At 61.1% G+C, this 22,101-nt stretch carries 22 protein-coding genes; 19 read left to right on the forward strand and 3 right to left on the reverse strand.

Annotated features, from left to right (window positions below):
- The first annotated feature begins 55 nt into the window (after positions 1–55).
- Positions 56–2,515 carry a ComEC/Rec2 family competence protein gene (locus PR017_RS06230; RefSeq protein WP_111215538.1) on the forward strand — a complete coding sequence of 820 codons (2,460 nt, stop codon included), beginning with the start codon at positions 56–58 and terminating at the stop codon, positions 2,513–2,515.
- On the opposite strand, the gene lexA is transcribed toward PR017_RS06230, so the two are convergent.
- A complete protein-coding gene (gene lexA / locus PR017_RS06235) occupies positions 2,496–3,215 on the reverse strand; it encodes a transcriptional repressor LexA (protein ID WP_111215540.1) in 720 nt (239 codons plus the stop codon). The two genes, PR017_RS06230 and lexA, sit on opposite strands and share 20 nt — an antisense overlap.
- A 165-nt stretch (positions 3,216–3,380) precedes the next feature.
- On the opposite strand from lexA, the gene PR017_RS06240 reads away from it, so the two are divergent.
- The 15 genes from PR017_RS06240 to PR017_RS06305 all read left to right on the forward strand — a co-directional run bounded on the left by PR017_RS06240 (position 3,381) and on the right by PR017_RS06305 (position 16,446).
- A complete protein-coding gene (locus PR017_RS06240) occupies positions 3,381–4,265 on the forward strand; it encodes a VOC family protein (RefSeq protein WP_111215542.1) in 885 nt (294 codons plus the stop codon).
- A complete protein-coding gene (gene kdsA, locus PR017_RS06245) occupies positions 4,262–5,107 on the forward strand; it encodes a 3-deoxy-8-phosphooctulonate synthase (RefSeq protein WP_111215543.1) in 846 nt (281 codons plus the stop codon). Before PR017_RS06240 ends, kdsA begins: the two co-directional genes overlap by 4 nt.
- 146 nt (positions 5,108–5,253) lie before the next feature.
- Complete coding sequence (gene eno / locus PR017_RS06250) at positions 5,254–6,528, forward strand: phosphopyruvate hydratase (protein ID WP_111215545.1); 1,275 nt, start codon at positions 5,254–5,256, stop codon at positions 6,526–6,528.
- Between the two features lie 135 nt (positions 6,529–6,663).
- On the forward strand, positions 6,664–6,975 hold the full coding sequence (locus tag PR017_RS06255; protein WP_111215546.1) for an FtsB family cell division protein: 312 nt from the start codon (positions 6,664–6,666) through the stop codon (positions 6,973–6,975).
- Positions 6,976–7,132: 157 nt separating this feature from the next.
- The gene (gene pdhA / locus PR017_RS06260) at positions 7,133–8,173 is read left to right on the forward strand and encodes a pyruvate dehydrogenase (acetyl-transferring) E1 component subunit alpha (protein WP_111215548.1); all 1,041 of its coding nucleotides are present in this window, start codon (positions 7,133–7,135) and stop codon (positions 8,171–8,173) included.
- A gap of 15 nt (positions 8,174–8,188) precedes the next feature.
- Positions 8,189–9,622, forward strand: coding sequence for a pyruvate dehydrogenase complex E1 component subunit beta (locus tag PR017_RS06265; protein ID WP_111215550.1), 1,434 nt, complete (start codon positions 8,189–8,191; stop codon positions 9,620–9,622).
- A gap of 15 nt (positions 9,623–9,637) precedes the next feature.
- Complete coding sequence (locus PR017_RS06270) at positions 9,638–10,996, forward strand: pyruvate dehydrogenase complex dihydrolipoamide acetyltransferase (RefSeq protein ID WP_111215552.1); 1,359 nt, start codon at positions 9,638–9,640, stop codon at positions 10,994–10,996.
- A gap of 77 nt (positions 10,997–11,073) precedes the next feature.
- Positions 11,074–11,505, forward strand: coding sequence for an endonuclease domain-containing protein (locus tag PR017_RS28405; RefSeq protein ID WP_111215554.1), 432 nt, complete (start codon positions 11,074–11,076; stop codon positions 11,503–11,505).
- On the forward strand, positions 11,502–12,140 hold the full coding sequence (locus PR017_RS06275) for an SGNH/GDSL hydrolase family protein (RefSeq protein ID WP_111215556.1): 639 nt from the start codon (positions 11,502–11,504) through the stop codon (positions 12,138–12,140). Before PR017_RS28405 ends, PR017_RS06275 begins: the two co-directional genes overlap by 4 nt.
- A gap of 69 nt (positions 12,141–12,209) precedes the next feature.
- Positions 12,210–13,658: a dihydrolipoyl dehydrogenase gene (lpdA, locus tag PR017_RS06280; protein ID WP_111215557.1), complete on the forward strand. Its 1,449-nt coding sequence runs from the start codon at positions 12,210–12,212 to the stop codon at positions 13,656–13,658.
- Between the two features lie 52 nt (positions 13,659–13,710).
- On the forward strand, positions 13,711–13,971 hold the full coding sequence (locus PR017_RS06285; RefSeq protein ID WP_111215559.1) for a GlsB/YeaQ/YmgE family stress response membrane protein: 261 nt from the start codon (positions 13,711–13,713) through the stop codon (positions 13,969–13,971).
- A gap of 6 nt (positions 13,972–13,977) precedes the next feature.
- A complete protein-coding gene (locus PR017_RS06290) occupies positions 13,978–14,226 on the forward strand; it encodes a GlsB/YeaQ/YmgE family stress response membrane protein (protein ID WP_111215561.1) in 249 nt (82 codons plus the stop codon).
- 31 nt (positions 14,227–14,257) lie between these two features.
- Entirely contained in the window at positions 14,258–15,229 is a 972-nt protein-coding gene (lipA, locus tag PR017_RS06295) for a lipoyl synthase (RefSeq protein WP_111215562.1), read from the forward strand.
- 167 nt (positions 15,230–15,396) lie between these two features.
- Positions 15,397–15,990, forward strand: a complete 594-nt coding sequence (locus tag PR017_RS06300; protein ID WP_111215564.1) for a P-loop NTPase family protein — start codon at positions 15,397–15,399, stop codon at positions 15,988–15,990.
- Between the two features lie 9 nt (positions 15,991–15,999).
- Positions 16,000–16,446 carry a type II toxin-antitoxin system RatA family toxin gene (locus tag PR017_RS06305; protein WP_111215768.1) on the forward strand — a complete coding sequence of 149 codons (447 nt, stop codon included), beginning with the start codon at positions 16,000–16,002 and terminating at the stop codon, positions 16,444–16,446.
- Here the strand turns inward: PR017_RS06305 and PR017_RS06310 are convergent.
- Together PR017_RS06310 and PR017_RS06315 are read right to left on the reverse strand one after the other, a co-directional pair.
- Positions 16,437–16,937 (reverse strand): CinA family protein, encoded by a 501-nt coding sequence (locus tag PR017_RS06310; RefSeq protein WP_111215566.1) that lies wholly within the window; start codon positions 16,935–16,937, stop codon positions 16,437–16,439. The two genes, PR017_RS06305 and PR017_RS06310, sit on opposite strands and share 10 nt — an antisense overlap.
- Complete coding sequence (locus PR017_RS06315; protein ID WP_111215567.1) at positions 16,934–18,142, reverse strand: bifunctional 2-C-methyl-D-erythritol 4-phosphate cytidylyltransferase/2-C-methyl-D-erythritol 2,4-cyclodiphosphate synthase; 1,209 nt, start codon at positions 18,140–18,142, stop codon at positions 16,934–16,936. Before PR017_RS06315 ends, PR017_RS06310 begins: the two co-directional genes overlap by 4 nt.
- Positions 18,143–18,316: 174 nt before the next feature.
- On the opposite strand from PR017_RS06315, the gene dusB reads away from it, so the two are divergent.
- Genes dusB through ntrC form a run of 3 tightly spaced genes read left to right on the forward strand, consistent with a single transcriptional unit; the run spans position 18,317 to position 21,905 of the window.
- Positions 18,317–19,312, forward strand: coding sequence for a tRNA dihydrouridine synthase DusB (gene dusB / locus PR017_RS06320; protein ID WP_111215569.1), 996 nt, complete (start codon positions 18,317–18,319; stop codon positions 19,310–19,312).
- The gene (locus PR017_RS06325; protein ID WP_111215571.1) at positions 19,309–20,457 is read left to right on the forward strand and encodes a two-component system sensor histidine kinase NtrB; all 1,149 of its coding nucleotides are present in this window, start codon (positions 19,309–19,311) and stop codon (positions 20,455–20,457) included. The genes dusB and PR017_RS06325 overlap by 4 nt, the downstream gene beginning before the upstream one ends.
- On the forward strand, positions 20,454–21,905 hold the full coding sequence (gene ntrC / locus PR017_RS06330) for a nitrogen regulation protein NR(I) (protein ID WP_111215573.1): 1,452 nt from the start codon (positions 20,454–20,456) through the stop codon (positions 21,903–21,905). Before PR017_RS06325 ends, ntrC begins: the two co-directional genes overlap by 4 nt.
- Positions 21,906–22,101: the final 196 nt, after the last annotated feature.

The raw sequence follows: 22,101 nt of genomic DNA on the forward strand, positions 1-22,101 counted from the left end.
CAAAGGTTGCAAAAATACCGGGAGCTTGACGATTGCGGGCGGGGCTGACGGGCGAATGGCAGAGTTGGACGCGCGAGAGAGGCAAGGTCACCGCCAGGCATTTCTTGGCCTCGCCGAGCGTTCGCGCGCCACGGTCAACGCCGTTGCCAAGCTTGCGCGAATGCCTGCCCGCACTCAACACGCCGTGCCGTTGCCAAAGCGCGCTGCCCTTGCGTTCGAGAGGTGGCGAATCGTCACCGCCGGCATGCTTGCAGAAGAAGCAGCCCACGGTCGCGCAACGCTGTTTGCCCCCATCTACATCGGCTGCGGCGCCATAGTCTGGTTCGAGCTTCCGGGCAATCCGCCAGTGACGGGCATTGCGGCGAGCTTCCTCGTGCTTGCCGCCGTCTGCGTCCTGAAACACAATTTAAGCCCGGCGCTCCGGCACCTGTCTTTCGCTGTGGCGCTGGGCCTGCTCGGCATGCTTCTCGCCGAATGCGAGACGTGGCGGGCCTCGACGATCATGCTGGACACCCCGGTGACCACCACCATTACCGGCCAAGTTCAGCGCCGTGAAGTGGACGCCAAGGGGCGGTGGCGCTACGTGCTCGATCTGCTGGCGACAGACGCTCCAGTCGTTCGCCGGCCACCGGAGCAGATATCGGTGCTCGTGCGCGGCCAGGATGTGCCGTTCGAACTCGGAGATGTCGTGGAAGGCAGGGCGCGGTTGAGCCCGCCAGCTGGTCCTGCGCTGCCCGGCCTCCACGATTTTGCCTTCACTGCCTATTTCGAAGGCACCGGCGCCAACGGTTTTTTCTACGGCACGCCGCAACTGATAATGGCCAGCGCCGACGACACCAGCGAGCGAACCACGCTCCAAAAGATCGACCGCTGGCTGACCGGGCTGCGAGGCAGTATCGGCGACCGCATCCGCTCGATCCTGCCAGGCGACACCGGCGCCTTCGCAGCTTCGCTGGTCAACGACGAACGTCGGGCAATTTCGCCGGAAACCACGGATGCCCTAAGGGTTTCCGGTCTCGCCCATATCATCGCCATCTCGGGACTGAACATGGCCTTGTCCGCCGGCATCTTCTATGTCGGCCTCCGGCATGCGCTGAGCCTGTTTCCCGGGCTGGCGCAGGCTTTTCCGACCAAGAAAATTGCAGCTGTCGGTGCGCTGATCACGGTCACCGCCTATTATTTCATTTCCGGCTTCGGTGTATCGGCCGAGCGGGCCTTCATAATGATGGCAATCATGCTGGTCGCGGTGCTGTTCGACAGACCATCCTTCAGCCTGCGAAATGTGGCCCTGTCGGCCATCGCCATCCTGGTGCTCTCGCCGTCGCAGATCCTCGGCCCGAGTTTCCAGATGTCCTATGCGGCCACCATCGCACTTGTTTCAGGCTATTCGCTGTGGAAGCGGCGTCCGCCCCGGGAGCGGCGGTTTGCAGCTTTCCGGGCACCGATGCCGGTGCGGGCGGTCAGCCGCTTTTTCACAGGCATCGCCATGACGTCGTTTATCGGCGGCGCGTCGACGGCGATCTTTTCGATCGAGCATTTTCACAGACTGGCGACCTATGGCCTCGTTGCCAATCTTGCCGCCATGCCGGTGGTGTCATTCATTGTCATGCCGGTCGGCATGCTCGCCATGCTGATGATGCCCTTCGGCCTGGACGGCGTATTCTGGCTTATCACCGGCTGGGGACTCGATATCGTGATGGTCATCGCGAAGACGGTGGCGGCATGGGGCGGCAATGTCCCGTTCGCGCGCCTGCCTGCCGGGCTTTTCCAGACCATCATTGCCGGATTCCTGCTGATGACGGTGCTGCGAACGCCCATGCGCCATGCCGGCGCGCTGCTGATCGCAGCCTCTGTGACTTTTGCCGCCTTGCAGCCTTCTCCCCAGAGATCGGAATTGCTGATTTCAGAGGATGGCGAACTCGTAGCCCTGTTCCGGAAAGGTCGTCTCGAGCGCAACCGCGAACGCCCCCCGGATTTCATCTATCAGCAATGGCAGCGAGCCCTGCCGGTGTCCGAAGATACGCCGCCGCAAATGCTGCCGCCGGACAATTCGACCCCGCCCCACTCCGTTCGTGGCCAGCCCTTGAACCGTATGGATGCGGAGCACCAGGCAACGCTGCGACTGGCAATGGAGACGGCGCTGGACAGTGCCGTCGACGGCGGCTTTGCCTGCCATGGTCGCGATTGGTGCGTTGCCATGCTCGAAACGGGCGCAATGCTCGTGACTATATCCGATGCCGCCTATCTGGGTCCGGCCTGCGATACCGCCGATATCGTCATCACGCCGGTAAGGATTCGCCTCGATCGATGTCGGTCCGGTGCGGCCCTCTATACGGGTGCATCGCTGCGCAAAACAGGCTCCATCGAGGTCGACCTGAGCGCTCCTCAGCCCGAGGTCATCACTGCGTTCAGCGCCCTTGATCGTCCGTGGGAAAGGCATCGAGCCTACGACTGGCGAAAGCCGGCTTTCATCGGTACCGACGCCACGTCACCGGTCAGTGATACCGGCGGATGAGCCCGACAAGCCGCCCCTGGATCTTAACCCTGTCCGGGCCGAAGATGCGGGTCTCGTACGCCGGGTTGGCTGCCTCGAGCGCAATGGAGGCACCCTTGCGTCGAAAGCGCTTGAGCGTTGCCTCCTCGTCATCGACGAGGGCGACGATGATGTCGCCGGGGCTCGCCGTACTGGCATTGCGGATGATGACGGTATCGCCGTCGAAGATGCCGGCCTCGATCATCGAGTCGCCTCGCACTTCGAGCGCGTAATGCTCGCCGGCGCCGACCATGTCGGCGGGAACCATGATGTCGTGGGTATTGTTCTGGATTGCGGCGATGGGAACACCGGCGGCGATGCGGCCCATGACCGGCAGCGAGACTGAGCCGCTGCGGTCCTCGACTGCGGGCTTTGTCGGCGCTGCGGCAATAGCCGGCGTCTTGCCGAGGCTGCCTTCGATGACGCTGGGCGAAAAGCCGCGCCGTGGCTGTGCATTGGGGTTATAGGCCTCTGGAAGCTTGATGACCTCGATAGCGCGTGCCCGGTTCGGCAGGCGGCGGATGAAGCCGCGTTCCTCCAGCGCCGTGATCAGCCGATGGATGCCTGATTTGGACGCAAGGTCCAGCGCATCCTTCATTTCATCGAAAGAAGGCGGGACGCCGGACTCTTTCATTCGTTCGTGAATGAAGAGAAGCAGTTCCTGTTGCTTGCGCGTCAACATCGTTTTTCGTGCTCCAAGTGCGAAACAAAGCCAGAACGGACACTATATGTTCCATATGTGTTCCGCAAGTGACTAAATCTTTGTGAACGCCGTTGGAATAATCGCTTTTTTGGAAGATCATGTCGCGTTGCCGTCGCTGACGGTGTTGCAGGACGGAGTCAAACCATGACAGCAGCCTACCCGATCGACCATCTGGTTCTGCCGACCTGCGATATAGCCTCTGCGCGCCAGCGGCTGAGCAAGCTCGGCTTTACTGTCGCCGCCGATGCACGGCATCCCTTTGGTACTGAAAATGCTTGCGTTTTCTTCGCCGACAAGACCTATCTAGAGCCGCTCGGCATTGCCAGTCTCTCGGAGTGCGAGGCATCTGCGCTGGCCGGCAATGTCTTCGTTGCGCGCGACCAGGCCTTCCGGTTTCGCGTCGGTGACGATGGATTTTCCTCCGTTGCCTTTGCAACCGGCAATGCTGAAAGCGACCAGCAGCGCTTTCGAGACAGCGGGGTCTCGGCCGGGAAGATTCTCGAGTTCGAAAGACCGATGCGCATGCCGGACGGGTCCGAATCGATCGCCGGCTTTCGACTTGCCTTCGCTGCAGATTCGCGTGCCCCGGATTTCTTCGTTTTCACCTGCGAGCGCATCAATGCGATGCCGACGGATCGCAGCGCGCTGGAGAGGCATCCGAACGGCGTGCTCGGCATCTCGCGTCTCGTGCTGTCCTGCGCCAGTCCCAAGGCGTTTTCCGGGCTCATCAGCCAAGTTGGCAATGGTGCCGCAATCGTTCCGCATTCCTTTGGCATCACAGCATCGGCGGCCAATGTCGAAATCGACATCTTGAGCGGCGAGGGGATGGAGGCCTTCTATGAGGCGGCGCCATCTGGTGAGGATGCGGGCCTGCGGGGTCGGGCGATCGTCTTTGCCGTTCGCGATCTTTCCGTGACAGAAGCGCATTTGGCTGGTAACGGCGTGACCTACACGCGCAAGAGCAACACTATTCTGGTGAAGGCCGCTCCCGGGCAGGGGGCATTGTTCGCCTTCGAGGAGACAGCATGAGCCATTCGACAAATTCGGACGTGGTCGCCGGCGAAGGCCCCGGCAGGGTCACTTTCTCCAACAGCAAACGCCTCTCGCTGATTGCCGGCCCCTGCCAGATGGAGAGCCGCGATCATGCCTTCACGATAGCCGGCAAGCTCAAGGAGCTCTGCGCCTCGCTTGGCATCGGGCTCGTCTACAAGTCATCCTTCGACAAGGCAAACCGCACGTCGCTCTCAGCCCAGCGCGGCCTGGGGCTGGAAGCGGCTCTGGAGATATTTGGCGACCTGAAGAAGGAATACGGTTTCCCGGTGCTCACCGACATCCACACGGAAGAGCAGTGCGCCCTTGTCGCCAAGACCGTGGATGTGCTGCAGATCCCTGCCTTCCTGTCGCGCCAGACCGATCTTCTGGTTGCTGCCGCCAAGACCGGCCGCATCATCAACGTCAAGAAGGGTCAATTCCTCGCCCCCTGGGACATGAAGAACGTGCTGGCCAAGCTCAACGACAGCGGTAACCCGAACATCCTGCTCTGCGAACGCGGTGCCTCCTTCGGTTACAACACGCTGGTCTCCGACATGCGCTCGCTGCCGATCATGGCGGCGATGGGCGCTCCCGTGATCTTCGATGCTACCCACTCCGTTCAGCAGCCCGGCGGCCAGGGCGGATCGTCCGGCGGCCAGCGCGAATTCGTGGAAACCCTTGCCCGCGCGGCCGTTGCCGTCGGCGTCGCCGGCGTGTTTATCGAAACCCACGAGGATCCCGACCATGCGCCGTCCGATGGCCCGAACATGGTGCATCTGAAAGACATGCCGCAGCTGCTCGAAAAGCTGCTGGCATTCGATGCCATCGCCAAGGCCTAGCATCTGCGGGAGCGTTAACAGGCTGACATGATCTTGGTTTAGTCGGCTGTGACGTTCCCTCATTCGAAGCGCGTGATGGCATTGTAATTGTCACGCCTTCGATTTAGAGATTTCAATCGATTATAACCAGCGAGCAGGAACCAGCCATGACCGCAATCACCGACATTATCGCCCGCGAGATTCTCGACAGCCGCGGCAACCCGACTGTCGAAGTCGACGTATATCTTGAAGACGGCAGCATGGGTCGTGCCGCAGTCCCGTCGGGCGCCTCGACAGGTGCCCATGAGGCAGTCGAATTGCGCGATGGTGGCTCGCGTTACCATGGCAAGGGCGTCGAAAAGGCAGTTGAAGCCGTCGATACCGAAATCTTCGAAGCCATCGGCGGTCTCGATGCCGAAAACCAGATCCAGATCGACAACCTGATGATCGAGCTGGACGGGACGGCCAACAAGTCGCGCCTCGGTGCCAACGCTATCCTCGGCGTATCGCTCGCAGTCGCCAAGGCAGCCGCCCAGAGCGCTGACCTGCCGCTGTATCGCTATGTCGGCGGCGCCTATGCCAGCCTTCTGCCGGTTCCGATGATGAACATCATCAATGGCGGTGCCCATGCCGACAACCCGATCGACTTCCAGGAATTCATGATTCTTCCAGTCGGCGCCGAAACATTCTCCGATGCCGTCCGCATGGGCTCTGAAGTTTTCCACGTGCTGAAGAAAGAATTGTCTGCCCAGGGTCATAACACCAATGTCGGCGACGAAGGCGGTTTTGCACCGGGCTTGAAGAGTGCGCCGGAAGCCCTGGACTTCATCATGAAGTCGATCGAGAAGGCCGGCTATCGCCCAGGCGAAGACATCTACCTCGGCCTCGATTGCGCCGCGACAGAGTTCTTCAAGGACGGCAAGTACGTTCTCGAAGGCGAAGGCCGCACGCTGGAATCAGGCGCCATGGCCGAATACCTTGCCGAGCTCGCTGCCAAGTATCCGATCCTGTCGATCGAGGACGGCATGTCCGAAGACGATTGGGAAGGCTGGAAGACGCTGACCGAGCTTGCCGGCAAGACCACCCAGCTGGTCGGCGACGACCTGTTCGTCACCAACTCCTCGCGCCTTCGCGACGGCATCAAGATGGGCGTTGCCAACTCCATCCTCGTCAAGGTCAACCAGATCGGCACGCTGACCGAAACGCTCGACGCCGTCGAAACGGCCCACAAGGCCGGCTACACCGCCGTCATGTCGCACCGCTCCGGCGAAACCGAAGATTCGACGATTGCCGATCTCGCGGTTGCCACCAACTGCGGCCAGATCAAAACCGGCTCGCTGTCGCGCTCAGACCGTCTTGCCAAGTACAACCAGCTGATCCGCATCGAGGAAATGCTCGGTCCCCAGGCCCGCTACGCCGGCACGTCCATCCTGCGCGGCTGATACCAGACGCATCCGCTTTTCTAGCAACCGCGCCTTCGGGCGCGGTTTTTTAATGGATCCTGCAACAAGGTCAACGGACGGTTAATCTCTACCAACTAGTCTGGTTCACACGGGTAGAGCGTATGGGCAAACGGCATGTGGACAAAATATCATAAGAAGAAGCGACTCGGTCACCTGGTGCTTCCAGCCATCACCGTCGCTTTCGTATCTTATTTCGGCTACCACTGCGTCCATGGCGACTACGGCCTGCGGGCGACCGAAGTCTTCGAGCAGCAGCGACTGGCTCGCTCCAAGGATCTGGCCGATCTCGTCGCCAAGCGACAGCACCTTGAAAAGGAGGTTGCCCTGCTCAGCGACGGATCGCTCGACAAGGACATGCTGGATGAAAAGGCCCGCTACCAGCTTGATTATTCCAAGGCCGACGAAATCGTGATCTTCAATAAATGAGGTGATTAACTGAATTTCAGTTAATCAAAAATTTTATTTGTTTTTCAGTGACTTATATCGAATACTAGCCATGCGTTTATGGCATTGCTGCATCTGTTAATCTTCCCTATGTTACGCGTCACCATTGATCGATGCTTATCACACAGGGGAGGGTTGAATGGCGCCGAAAATCGCGTCCGTTTCCAACCGGAAAACGTCCAAGTCAGCACGTATTGAAACCAACGGCGGTCCTATCGCCGATTTCGATCGCGACGAAGAGCTGAAAGCCTACCGCGAAATGCTGCTCATCCGGCGTTTCGAGGAAAAGGCCGGACAGTTGTACGGCATGGGGTTCATCGGCGGATTCTGTCACCTCTACATCGGCCAGGAAGCTGTCGTCGTCGGCATGCAGATGGCCCAGAAGGAAGGCGATCAGGTTATAACAGCCTATCGCGACCACGGACATATGCTTGCTTGCGGCATGGAAGCGCGTGGCGTCATGGCCGAACTGACTGGTCGCAGCAGCGGCTATTCGCACGGCAAGGGCGGCTCGATGCACATGTTCTCGAAAGAGAAGCATTTCTACGGTGGTCACGGTATCGTCGGTGCGCAGGTTTCGCTCGGTACCGGGCTCGCTTTCGCCAACAAATACCGTGGCAATGACAGCGTCTCTGTCGCCTATTTCGGCGACGGTGCGGCCAATCAGGGCCAGGTCTACGAGAGCTTCAACATGGCTGCTCTCTGGAAGCTTCCAATCGTCTATATCATCGAGAACAACCACTACGCCATGGGCACCTCCTCGGCGCGCGCGACGGCGCAGTCCAACTACTCGCTGCGCGGTTCGGGCTTCGGCATTCCCGGTATTCAGGTCGATGGCATGGACGTGCGCGCTGTCAAGGCGGCAGCCGACGAGGCGCTCCAGCATTGCCGTTCTGGCAAGGGCCCGATCATTCTCGAAATGCTGACCTACCGCTATCGCGGCCATTCGATGTCCGACCCGGCGAAGTATCGCTCCAAGGACGAAGTGCAGAAGATGCGCTCAGAACATGATCCGATCGAGCAGGTGCGCTTGCGCCTGGTCGGAAAAGGCTGGGCATCCGAAGACGATCTGAAGGCGATCGACAAGGATGTTCGCGATATCGTTGCTGACAGTGCCGATTTCGCCCAGTCCGAGCCGGAGCCGGATGCATCCGCGCTCTACACAGACATTCTGCTCTGATCGGGGAGGGAACCCATGCCTATCGATATCCTGATGCCCGCCCTCTCTCCGACGATGGAAGAAGGCACACTCTCCAAATGGCTGAAGAAGGAAGGTGACAAGGTCACTTCCGGCGACGTCATTGCCGAAATAGAGACCGACAAGGCGACGATGGAAGTCGAAGCCGTCGACGAAGGCACGATTGGCAAGCTCCTGGTCGCCGAAGGCACCCAGGGCGTCAAGGTCAATGCCAAGATCGCGATCCTGCTGGCCGAAGGCGAAAGCGCCGACGCCATGAACGCCGGTCCGGACGCCGAAAAGGCTGCCGCCCCCAAGGCCGATGCCGATACGCCGGCTGCGGCCAGCAACGACGCTGGCGGCAAGGCGCGCCAATCTGCCGACGAGCCGACAGCCCGCGCCGACAGCAAGGTACCGGCCCAGCCGAAGGCCCACATCGCTGCCGATCCGGACATCCCGGCCGGCACCGAAATGGTCTCGACGACCGTGCGCGACGCACTCCGCGACGCCATGGCGGAAGAAATGCGCGCTGACGACAACGTCTTCGTCATGGGCGAGGAAGTGGCCGAGTACCAAGGCGCCTACAAGGTGACGCAAGGGCTGCTTCAGGAATTCGGCGCCCGCCGCGTGATCGATACCCCGATCACCGAGCACGGCTTTGCCGGTATCGGCGTCGGTGCCGCCATGTCCGGCCTGAAGCCGATCGTCGAGTTCATGACGTTCAACTTCGCCATGCAGGCCATCGACCAGATCATCAACTCTGCCGCCAAGACGCTCTACATGTCCGGCGGCCAGATGGGTGCGCCGATCGTCTTCCGCGGCCCGAATGGCGCTGCGGCCCGCGTTGGCGCCCAGCACAGTCAGGACTACTCGGCCTGGTACAGCCAGATCCCCGGCCTCAAGGTCGTCATGCCGTACACGGCTGCCGACGCCAAGGGCCTGCTGAAGGCTGCGATCCGCGATCCGAACCCGGTGGTCTTCCTTGAGAACGAAATCCTCTATGGCCAGCATTTCGATGTGCCGAAGATGGACAACTTCGTGCTGCCTATCGGCAAGGCCCGCATTCATCGCACCGGCAAGGACGTGACGATCGTCTCGTTCGGCATCGGCATGACCTACGCGGTCAAGGCTGTCGCCGAACTCGAACAGCTCGGCATCGACGTCGAACTGATCGACCTGCGCACGCTGCGTCCGATGGACCTGCCGACCGTCATCGAATCGGTGAAGAAGACCGGTCGCCTCGTCACCGTCGAGGAAGGCTATCCGCAGAACTCGGTCGGCACCGAAATCGCCACCCGCGTCATGCAGCAGGCTTTCGACTACCTCGATGCGCCGATCCTGACGATCGCCGGCAAGGACGTTCCGATGCCCTACGCCGCCAATCTCGAAAAGCTGGCCCTTCCGAACGTCGGCGAAGTCGTCGATGCGGTGAAAGCCGTCTGCTACAAATAAGGGGAAGGTCTTTCGATGCCTATCAACATCACCATGCCTGCCCTGTCGCCGACCATGGAAGAGGGTACGCTCTCCAAGTGGCTGGTCAAGGAAGGCGATCAGGTCAAGTCCGGCGACGTGCTGGCCGAGATTGAAACCGACAAGGCCACCATGGAAGTCGAGGCAATCGACGAGGGCACTGTTGCCAAGCTCGTCGTTGCCGCCGGTACCCAGGGCGTCAAGGTCAACGCGTTGATCGCCGTGCTTGCCGCCGATGGCGAGGATGTCGGTGCTGCTGCCAGCGGTGCCGGATCCGCCGCTTCGGCTGCAGAACCTGCAGCCAAGCCTGAAGCAGCGCCCGCTGGCAAGGCAGAGGAACAGGTCAAGGCGGATGCGCCGGCCGTGGCCCCCGCAGCACCTGCCGCGCCAAAAGCAGCGCCGGTCTCTGCCAGTGGGAACAAGACCTTCTCTTCGCCGCTCGCCCGTCGCCTTGCCAAGGAAGCCGGAATCGATGTGTCGGCAGTGGCCGGCTCCGGCCCGCATGGTCGTGTCGTCAAGAGCGATATCGAGGCTGCGGTTGCCGGTGGTGGTGTCAAGGCGGCATCCGCGCCTTCGGCAACCCCTGCATCTGCACCGGCCGCAAGCGCCCCCAAGGGTGCGTCGGACGAAGCGGTCATGAAGCTGTTCGAAGCCGGCTCCTACGATCTCGTGCCGCATGACAACATGCGCAAGATCATCGCCAAGCGTCTGGTCGAATCCAAGCAGACCATTCCGCATTTCTATGTGACGGTGGATTGCAATCTCGATGCCCTGATGACGTTGCGCGCGCAGCTCAACGATGCCGCACCGCGCAAGGACAGCGCGCCGGCCTACAAGCTGTCGGTCAACGACATGATCATCAAGGCCATGGCGCTTGCGCTCCGCGATGTGCCGGATGCCAACGTGTCGTGGACCGAGAACGCCATGGTCAAGCACAAGCACGTGGACGTGGGCGTCGCCGTCTCCATCCCGGGCGGCCTGATCACGCCGATCATTCGCAAGGCCGAGCTGAAGACGTTGTCTGCCATCTCCAACGAGATGAAGGACCTCGGCAAGCGGGCCAAGGAACGCAAGCTGAAGCCGGAAGAGTTCCAGGGCGGCACGACGTCGGTCTCGAACATGGGCATGATGGGCGTCAAGGAATTTGCCGCCGTCATCAACCCGCCGCACTCGACCATCCTGGCCGTGGGCGCAGGCGAGCAGCGCGTAATCGTCAAGAAAGGCGAAATGGCTGTTGCCACCGTGATGAGCGTGACGCTGTCGACCGACCACCGCAGCGTCGACGGTGCCCTTGGGGCGCAGCTGCTGGGCGCCTTCAAGGGCTACATCGAGAACCCGATGGGGATGCTGGTGTGAGCGAATTCCCTCCCCCTTGCGGGGAGGGTGTCCGCGTCAGCGGACGGGTGGGGGTGGTTCCATAGTGGGGGCTTTGAATGGCATGGAATCGGGACAAGCCAAATTCACCCAGCGCCTCAGCTGCTCGGAATGCTCACAAGCTGCGCAAGCTCATGACCGACGCAGAGCGCCGTCTTTGGACCGCCCTTCGCCGAGAGATGACGGAATTAAAAGATACACATTTCCGTAGGCAAATGGCTATCGGGCCCTACGTCGCGGATTTTGTATGTCTCGGACGCCGATTGATAATCGAGGTTGACGGCAAGATTCATGACGATAGGGATCAGCGCTTGCGTGATGCCGTACGTGATACTTATCTACGAGGCGAAGGCTTTCGCGTGATGCGGTTCTCGAATACGGACGTGATGTTGGACATGCCATTGGTGCTGAGACGAATCGTAGCGGCGATTGCCACCCCCACCCCTAGCCCCTCCCCGCAAGGGGTAGGGGAACCGGAGGCATTGCCATGAAAACTGTTCTTTGCTACGGCGACTCCCTGACCTGGGGCTACGATGCAGACACGCTCGGTCGGCATGAATTCGAAAACCGCTGGCCGAGCGTGCTGCAGGAAGCACTCGGCGGCAAGGTTCGCGTCATTGCGGAAGGTCTGAATGGCCGCACCACGGCCTTCGACGATCATCTGGCCGACGGCGATCGCAATGGAGCGCGGATCCTGCCGACCATCCTCGAGACGCATGCGCCGGTCGATCTCGTCGTCATCCTGCTCGGTTCCAACGACATGAAGCCAGTGCTGTCGGGGTCCGCCTTTGCCGCCTGCCAGGGAATGGCGCGGCTCGTGGGCCTGATCCGACACCACGACTGGGCGTTTGACTACGACGCCCCGGAAATTTTAATCGTCGCGCCGCCGATCATCTGTGACACGGCGAATGCGCCATTCGCTGCAATGTTTGCCGGTGGCGTGGAAGAATCGCCGAAGCTGGCGACGATCTACCGCGACCTGGCGGACGAGATGGGCTGCGGCTTCTTCGACGGTGCCTCGGTTGCGGTCACCACACCGCTCGACGGTGTTCATCTCGACGTTGAAAATACCCGGGCACTCGGGCGCGGCCTTGAGCCGATGGTGCGGATGATGCTCGGGCTTTGATTGATCTCTCGGCTGGCCCTGGTGTTCGTGAGGCCGGCAACGACAAGAAACGACAAGACAGGAATTAAAATGGCAGACAACTACGACGTCATTATCATCGGCTCCGGTCCCGGCGGTTACGTGGCGGCGATACGCGCGGCCCAGCTTGGCCTCAAGACGGCGATCGTCGAGCGCGAGCATCTCGGCGGCATCTGCCTGAACTGGGGCTGTATCCCGACCAAGGCGCTGCTGCGCTCGGCCGAGGTGATGGACCACGCCAACCATTTCAAGGATTACGGCCTTGTGCTCGAAGGTACCGTCAAGCCAGACGTGACCGCTGTCGTCGCCCGCTCGCGCGGCGTTTCTGCGCGGCTGACCGGCGGCGTCGCCTTCCTGATGAAGAAGAACAATATCGACGTTATCTGGGGTGAAGCGAAAATCACCAAGCCGGGCGAGATCGTCGTCGCCAAGTCGAAGAAGCCTGCCGTTCAGCCGCAGAACCCGCTGCCGAAGAACATAAAGAGCGAAGACGGCACCTATAACGCCAAGCACATCATCGTCGCCACCGGCGCCCGTCCGCGTGCGTTGCCTGGCATCGAGCCGGATGGCAAGCTGATCTGGACCTATTTCGAGGCAATGAAGCCCCAGGCTCTGCCGAAGACGCTTCTCGTTATGGGTTCCGGCGCCATCGGCATCGAGTTCGCCAGCTTCTACCGCTCCATGGGCGTAGACGTCACCGTCGTCGAGGTCATGTCGTCGATCATGCCGGTCGAAGATGTCGAGATCTCCGCCATTGCCAAGAAGCAGCTCGAGAAGCGCGGCCTCAAGTTCATCCTTGACGCCAAGGTCACCAAGGTCGAAAAATCGGCCGACAGCATCACCGCCACCATCGAGACCAAGGATGGCAAGAGCCAGCAGATCACTGCCGACCGGATGATTTCGGCAGTCGGCGTCGTCGGCAATATCGACAATCTCGGCCTCGAAGCGCTCGGCGTGAAGACCGATCGCGGCTGCGTTGTCATCGACGGCTACGGCAAGACAAACGTCCCAGGCATCTATGCGATCGGCGATGTCGCGGGTGCTCCGATGCTTGCCCATAAGGCCGAGCATGAAGGCGTCGTCTGCGTCGAAAAGATCGCCGGCCTGCCGAACGTGCATGCCACCGACAAGAGCAAGGTTCCCGGCTGCACCTATTGCAATCCGCAGGTAGCCTCTGTCGGCCTTACCGAAGTTAAGGCCAAGGAACTCGGCCGCGACATTCGCGTCGGCCGCTTTCCTTTCGCTGCCAACGGCAAGGCCATTGCGCTCGGCGAAGACCAAGGGCTATGCAAGGTCATCTTCGACAACAAGACGGGCGAATTGCTTGGCGCGCACATGGTCGGCACCGAGGTCACCGAACTGATCCAGGGCTTTGTCATCGCGATGAACCTGGAGACGACGGAAGAAGAGCTGATGCACACCATCTTCCCGCATCCGACCGTGTCGGAGACGATGAAGGAAGCATCGCTGGACGCCTACGGTCGCGCGCTGAACGCTTGATAGACCGCTGAGCCGCGCTCTATTGGAGCGGATCAATGCAAAGGAGATTATCATGGAACTTCTATCGCAGCCTTGGGTCGTATTCCTGCTGATCGGCCTCGTCGCCGGCTTTCTCGCCAGTCTGGTTGTCGGCGGCGGCGGTCTCCTCAGCTGCCTGCTGAGCGGCGTCATCGGTGCATTCGTCGGTGGGTTTCTGTTTCACGCGCTGGGCATCTCGCTCGGCATCCAAAATCTGCTGGTCGTGCAGATCATTCATGCGACCGTCGGCGCCATCATTGTGGTGTTGCTGGCGCGAGCGATAGCCTGGGGCTAAGGGCAAATCATGGGCGTAGGTTGGATTGGCGCTATCATCATCGGCGGACTTGCCGGCTGGCTGGCCGGCAAGCTGATGGAGGCGCGTTATGGCATCCTCTTGAATATCGTGCTCGGCATTGTCGGATCGGTTGTGGCGAACGCCATCCTGACCCAGTTCCACATCGCCGTGGCGGACACGCGCATGGGCTTTTTCATCACCGGTTTCCTCGGTGCCTGCATACTGATATTTCTCGCCCGGCTCGTCCAGCGATAGCTTTGTCGCTCTAGGCGGCAGAAAGAACGTTATGGTCACGATTCTCGACACCATCAATCCATCTGCCTTGCGCATCCGTCACCCGGAAAAGGCCCACAAGCCCGATACCGAAGTGCTGCGCAAGCCGGACTGGATCCGCGTCAAGGCCCCGACCTCGAGGGGCTACGCGGAAACGCGCGCCATCGTCAAGGAACACAAGCTGGTCACCGTCTGCGAAGAAGCAGGCTGCCCGAACATCGGCGAGTGCTGGGACAAGAAGCACGCGACCTTCATGATCATGGGCGAGATCTGCACCCGCGCCTGCGCCTTCTGCAACGTCTCGACCGGCAAGCCAAATGCCCTCGACATGGCCGAGCCTGAAAATGTCGCCAAGGCCGTCAAGGAAATGGGCCTCAGCCATGTCGTCATCACCTCCGTCGACCGCGACGACCTCGCGGATGGCGGCGCCGAGCATTTCGAGAAGGTGATCTGGGCGATCCGCGCCTCGTCTCCGCTGACCACCATCGAGATCCTGACGCCTGACTTTTTGAAGAAGCCCGGTGCGCTCGAGCGCGTCGTCGCCGCCAAGCCTGACGTCTTCAACCACAATATGGAAACGGTGCCCGGCAACTACCTGACGGTGCGCCCAGGTGCGCGCTATTTCCACTCTATCCGCCTGCTACAGCGCGTGAAGGAACTCGACCCGACGATGTTCACAAAGTCCGGTATCATGGTCGGCCTCGGCGAAGAGCGCAACGAAGTGCTGCAGCTGATGGACGACCTGCGCACCGCCGATGTCGACTTCCTGACCATCGGCCAATATCTGCAGCCGACCCGCAAGCACCATGCCGTGATGAGCTTCGTCACGCCGGACGAGTTCAAGTCCTATGAGACAGTTGCCTACACCAAGGGCTTCCTGATGGTGGCGTCCAGCCCCTTGACGCGGTCCTCCCATCACGCCGGCGATGATTTCGCGCGGCTTCGTGCGGCACGCGAGCGAAAGGTGCTGATGGCGGCCGAGTAGGCGGCATTACAGGAGTGAGGCTGTTCTGTCCGACCAACTGTTGTTTGGAATGGTGATCTCCCGCTGTCATCCGCCGGTCATCGAAGCGGTTTAGGGCGTCGTCCGCGAATAACAGCCCCGGTCTCTGAGGTTCGATGAGGGCAGGGCAATCAACGCGGAGGCAGGCGATGACTGCATTAACGAAGCCCGAGGCCCCGAACTACCTGACTGATATCGCAGATGTGGCCGAGCGCATTGGGAAAGCCAGTCGCATCATGGTGATCGGTTGCTCCGGCGGCGGCAAATCGACCTTGTCGCAATATCTGGCCGCACGCTTCGGCCTCACCTATGTCTCGATCGATCGTGATATTCTCTGGCTCCCTGGCTGGGCTCAGCGCGACAGGCAGGAACAGCGGCGGCTGATGGCCGAAAAGGCGCAGGAAGAAAGATGGGTCTTCGACGGCACCGGTCCGTCCACATTCGATATCCGCCTTCCACGCACCGATCTCGTCATCTGGGTGCGCATGCCTCGCCTACTGTGTATTTGGGGTGTGACGCAACGCTGGCTCCGCTGGATCGGCCGGACGCGACCCGAGATGGCACCTGGTTGCCCCGAGAAGATCGATTGGGAGTTCCTGCGCTATGTCTGGACGTTCGATGATCGCTTTGCGCCCCAGGTCGTTGCTTCACTCGTCAAGAACGGCCCCGATGTTCCCGTTTTCCAACTAAATTCGCGCCGCCAGATGCGCAGGCTTCTTGATCTTCTGGGCCCGCCCGCTTAATTGCGGCTCATGCCAAAATTCGAAACCCATCGTCCGGTTCCCCACACGCCCGATCAGATGTTCGACCTCGTCGCCGATGTCGTGCGCTATCCGGAATTCCTGCCGCTCTGCAACGGCCTCGTGGTGCGCAGCCGCAAGGAGCGCGATGGCAAGACCTTGCTGGTTGCCGACATGACGGTGGGCTACAAGGCCATCCGCGAAACCTTTACAACGCAGGTGCTGCTGAACAGGGCGGAGCACGCCATCGACGTGCAGTACATCGACGGCCCGTTCAAATATCTCGACAACCGCTGGCGCTTCCAGCCGACCGCCGACGGCGGTTGCACAATCGATTTTTTCATCGACTACGAATTCAAGAGCCGCATCCTCGGTGCGCTGATGGGGTCGATGTTTGACCGCGCCTTCCGCATGTTCACGGAAGCCTTCGAGACCCGGGCCGGCAAGATCTACGCCTGAGCCAGGTCCAGCAGCATCTCCAGCGCAGTCGCCACCGTTCCAAGCCGTACGGCATCACGGCCAAGATCGCCATAACGCATCTCACGATGAACGATCGCGCCGCTGCGGGCACGGGCGGCGAGGTGAACGAGCCCGACCGGTTTTTCGGCAGAACCGCCTCCCGGACCGGCAATACCGGTGACAGCAACGGCAAGCGCCGCATTTGACCGGAAGAGGGCACCCTGAACCATCTGCAGCGCGGTCTCTGCAGATACCGCGCCATAGGCCACAAGCGTCGCTTCCTGCACCCCTAGCATCTCCATCTTCGCAGTGTTGGTATAAGTGACGAAGCCGCGGTCTACCACTGCAGACGACCCGGCGACATCGGTGAGCGAGCCGGCAATCAGGCCGCCCGTACAGGATTCCGCCGTGGCCACCATCAAGCCGCGCGACTTGCAAAGCGTGACAAGCCGGGCCGCGAGCGTCGCGATCGGATCCGTAAAGGTGTTCATGGCTTGCTACTCCTGTAGACCACTGTTGCCGTCGCAATCGCCGCAATGCCCTCGCGGCGGCCGATAAAGCCGATTTCCTCGTTCGTGGTCGCCTTGACCGAGCAGCGGTCGAGACTGATGCCGAGGCATTCCGAGAGCTTCTGGCGCATTTCGAGCCGGTGAGGGCCGATCTTCGGCGCTTCGGCGATCAGCGTCACATCGGCGTTCATGATCGTCCCGCCCGCATCGCGGACGATCCTTGCGGCATGCTCGATGAAGATCCGTGACGCGGCCCCCCGCCACTGCGGGTCGCTTGGCGGGAAGTGATCGCCGATGTCGCCGGCACCGCAGGTAGCAAGCAGGGCGTCTGTGAGGGCATGCAGCGCCACGTCGGCGTCCGAATGGCCTTTCAGCCGCTGGTCGTGGGGCAGGAATATGCCGCAGAGAGTGACACCGTCGCCGGCCTCCAGTTGGTGCACGTCGTAACCGTTGCCTGTCCGCACGTCGGGAAGGTTTGCCGACATTCGCTCATCTGCCATGCTGATATCCCTTGCGATCGTCAGTTTGATGTTGTCCGGGCTGCCGGCCACGAGTTGGACCGGCAGGCCTGCCCATTCGGCAATCGATGCATCGTCGGTGAAATCCGACCTGCCGTCGAGCGCGGCCTTTTCATGGGCGGCAAGAATAGCGGTAAGCTCGAAGGCCTGCGGCGTCTGGGCAGCGTAGAGCCCGACGCGGGCAACGGTTTCAACCACGAGACCCTCAGACCCGAGCCGCTTCAGGGTATCGGCGACCTGTATCGCAGGCAGAACGGCCGCGGCGCCGTTGTCGAGCGCGGTCATGATCTCGTCGAGTAGGGTATGGTTAAAAAACGGGCGGACCGCATCGTGGATCAGCACATGGGTGACGTCGGCAGCCTCCAGCGACCTCAGGCCGGCCAGCACGGATTGCTGGCGCGTCTCGCCGCCAAATACGGTGGCGACCGATGCCGCTTCGCTGGTTTCCCCAAGCGCCTTCGCCAGCAGCACTTCGTCATCGCGATGAATAACCACGACTATTTGCAAAGGTTGGCGCCACGTCATAAAGCCTTCAAGCGTATGGGCGATAATCGCCCTGCCGCCGATCGGACGATACTGCTTCGGCCCCTCTTCCGGTGAACCTGCCCGCTCGCCCCGCCCGGCCGCAACGACGATAATTCCGATCCTGATCGGTTGCTTTGCGTGCATTTGCGTCCTAAACCCCGGATTGTCAGTCAAGTTCTGAAAGCGGGTCTATCGTCTCCCCCCGGGCTTTTCCAGCATTTGCCCAAAAAATATCGAGCACCTCCGAAAGCGCTTGGCAAGCATCGTAATTGTGGCTAAAAATAGTGCAAATTCCTCGCGTGCCCGAAAGATAACCGATTGTCAGCCATCGACATTGCATCCCCTTTGTCCATCGGGCCTGTCCAGATTAGAAACCGGGTGGTCCTTGCGCCGATGTCCGGGGTCACGGATCTGCCCTTTCGCCAACTGGCAATGCGCTTCGGTGCGGGCCTTGTCGTAACTGAAATGGTGGCGAGCCGCGAGCTCGTTCAGGACACGGCAGAATCCTGGTCGCGCCTCAAGCATGCAGGTTTGAAGCCCCATATGGTGCAACTTGCCGGTCGCGATGCCTACTGGTTGGCGGAGGCTGCGAAGATTGCCGCCGGAAACGGCGCAGATATCATCGACATCAACATGGGTTGCCCGGCCAAGAAGGTGATCGGCGGCTATGCCGGTTCGGCCCTGATGCGCGAGCCCGATCATGCTCTTGCTCTGATCGAGGCAACAGTGAAAGCCGTCGACGTGCCAGTGACGCTGAAAATGCGCCTTGGATGGGACGAGAATTCCATCAACGCTCCCGATATCGCACGTCGTGCCGAGCAGGCCGGCATCAAGCTGGTCACCATTCACGGCCGAACGCGCATGCAGTTCTATCAGGGTCGCGCCGACTGGGATGCGATCCGCGCAGTGCGCGACACTGTCTCCATTCCTCTGGTTGCCAACGGCGATGTCGAGACATCCGAGGACGTTGCCGAGATACTCCGCCGCTCTGGCGCCGACGCTGTCATGGTGGGACGCGGATGCCAGGGGCGACCCTGGCATGCCGGGTTCCTTGCCGGCCATGCAGCCCCTGCAGCAAGTGAGATCGCCGACATCGCTGTAGACCATTATCACGCCATGCTCGAATTCCATGGTGCTCAGGTCGGCTTGCGTCATGCGCGCAAGCACCTGGGCTGGTATCTCGATCGCCATGCGCCGGGTTTCGACAAATCGGGCATCATGACATCGACAGATGCCGGGCAGGTGGCATCGCTTTTACACGAGGCGCTGTCCGGTCAATCGGGCGGCTCCCAACTGACGCAGGAGGCAGCATGACTTCCGGGTCAAAACACGAGCCCGCCGGCCATACGGTTGCCATGGCGGTGCTCAACGCCATCCAGAACCCCGTCGTCATGGTCAGTGAGGCCGGCTTGATGGTGTTTGCCAACTGGGAGGCCGAAGCATTCTTCGGTGCCAGTGCCTCGCATCTGGCGCGCTACAATATCTCGACCTTCATTCCTTTCGGCAGCCCTTTGATCGGACTGATAGACCAGGTGCGCGAACGCCGCGCGCCGGTCAGTGAATACCGCGTCGATCTGAGTTCGCCGCGCCTCGGCCAGGACAAGCTTGTCGACATCTACGTGGCGCCGGTGGTGAGCGAGCCCGGCTGCGTCGTGATTGTCTTCCAGGAACGCTCGATGGCCGACAAGATCGATCGTCAGCTGACGCACAGGGCCGCAGCCCGTTCCGTTACCGGTCTCGCCTCGATGCTCGCCCATGAAATAAAGAACCCGCTTTCCGGTATTCGCGGCGCCGCACAGTTGCTCGAGCAATCGGCTGCGGATGACGACCGCGCTCTGACCCGGCTGATTTGCGACGAGACCGACCGGATCGTCTCGCTGGTCGACCGCATGGAAGTGTTCTCCGACGAGCGTCCGGTCGACCGGACGCCGGTTAACATCCACTCCGTGCTCGACCGGGTGAAGGCCGTCGCCAAGGCGGGCTTCGGGCGCAACATCAAGATCACCGAGAACTATGATCCGTCGTTGCCGGCCGTCTACGCCAACCGGGACCAGCTTGTGCAGGTCTTTCTCAACCTCATCAAGAATGCCGCTGAGGCCGTTGCCGACCGCCCCGATGGCGAGATCGTGCTGACCACTGCCTATCGGCCGGGCATCCGCCTGTCGGTCGCAGGCTCGCGCGAGAAGATTTCGCTTCCGCTGGAGTTCTGCGTCATCGACAATGGACCGGGTGTGCCGGCCGATCTGCTGCCGCACCTGTTCGATCCGTTCATCACCACCAAGACCAACGGCACCGGCCTCGGACTTGCGCTGGTCGCCAAGATCATCGGCGATCACGGTGGCATCGTCGAATGCGACAGCCAGAACCACAAGACCACCTTCCGCGTTTTGATGCCGGCTTCCAAGGGTACTACTCCCGAAGACTCCCTTCCCGCGAACACCACAGGATCTTCCAGATGACTGCTACGATACTTGTCGCTGACGACGATGCGGCCATTCGCACAGTTCTCAACCAGGCCCTCAGCCGGGCAGGGTACGATGTGCGCATCACGTCCAATGCCGCCACGCTGTGGCGCTGGATTTCCGCCGGGGAGGGCGATCTCGTGGTCACCGACGTGGTGATGCCCGACGAGAACGCCTTCGACCTGCTGCCGCGCATCAAGAAGGCAAGGCCTGAACTGCCTGTTCTGGTGATGAGCGCCCAGAATACGTTCATGACGGCGATCAAGGCCTCGGAGAAGGGTGCCTACGACTACCTGCCGAAGCCGTTCGACCTGACCGAACTGATCGCCATCATCGGCCGCGCGCTGGCAGAACCGAAGCGTCGCCCGATGAAGATCGAGGACGACATGCAGGACGGAATGCCACTCGTCGGCCGTTCGGCGGCGATGCAGGAAATCTACCGGGTGCTCGCACGCCTGATGCAGACCGACCTGACGCTGATGATCACCGGCGAATCGGGCACCGGCAAGGAGCTCGTCGCCCGCGCGCTTCACGACTACGGCAAGCGCCGCAACGGCCCCTTCGTTGCCATCAACATGGCAGCTATTCCGCGGGACCTGATCGAATCGGAACTGTTCGGCCATGAAAAGGGAGCCTTCACCGGCGCCCAGAATCGCTCGACAGGTCGCTTCGAGCAGGCCGAGGGCGGCACTTTGTTCCTGGACGAAATCGGCGACATGCCGATGGATGCCCAGACCCGATTGCTGCGCGTTCTGCAGCAGGGGGAGTACACCACAGTCGGTGGTCGCACGCCGATCCGCACCGATGTTCGCATTGTCGCGGCCACCAACAAGGATCTGAAGCAGGCGATCAACCAGGGCGTTTTCCGTGAAGACCTGTATTACCGCCTCAACGTCGTGCCGCTGCGCCTGCCGCCGCTGCGCGACCGCGCCGAGGACATTCCCGATCTGGTCCGCCACTTCATCCAGCAGGCCGAAAAAGAAGGCCTCGGTACCAAGCGATTCGACACCGAAGCGCTGGAGCTGATGAAAGCCTATCCGTGGCCCGGCAATGTCCGCGAGCTGGAAAACCTCATCCGACGCCTGATGGCGCTCTATCCGCAGGAAGTCATCACCCGCGAGATCATCGATTCGGAACTCCGCGCCGATGTGGCCGACAGCCCGATCGACAAGGGTCCCGTGCGCACGGGAACGATGACCATCGCCCAGGCGGTGGAAGAAAACATGCGCGCCTATTTCACCAGCTTCGGCGAGAACCTGCCGCCGCCCGGCCTCTACGATCGCGTCCTCACGGAGCTCGAATATCCGCTGATTCTGGCCGCACTGACGGCCACCCGGGGTAACCAGATCAAGGCGGCCGATCTCCTCGGTCTCAACCGCAATACTTTGCGCAAGAAGATCCGGGAACTGGGCGTCTCCGTGTACCGCAGTTCGCGCACGGCTTGACAACCGCCTCGCAACCGTTGCATTTTCGCCACAATGCGTTGCTTAAAGGTCACGCAGCCGGTGGAGGATTTTCCAAGGCGGTCTTGCGACAATCGCTATGCATCGAAGCTGTCTGAAGGTTGACGCACTCACGAGTGTGCTGAAACTTCGCCAGTTCGATGTTGTGACGGGTGGTTTACCCTCGTGGTTGCAGATT

The sequence above is a fragment of the Rhizobium tumorigenes genome (genome assembly GCF_003240565.2).
GTDB classification, from domain to species: domain Bacteria; phylum Pseudomonadota; class Alphaproteobacteria; order Rhizobiales; family Rhizobiaceae; genus Rhizobium; species Rhizobium tumorigenes.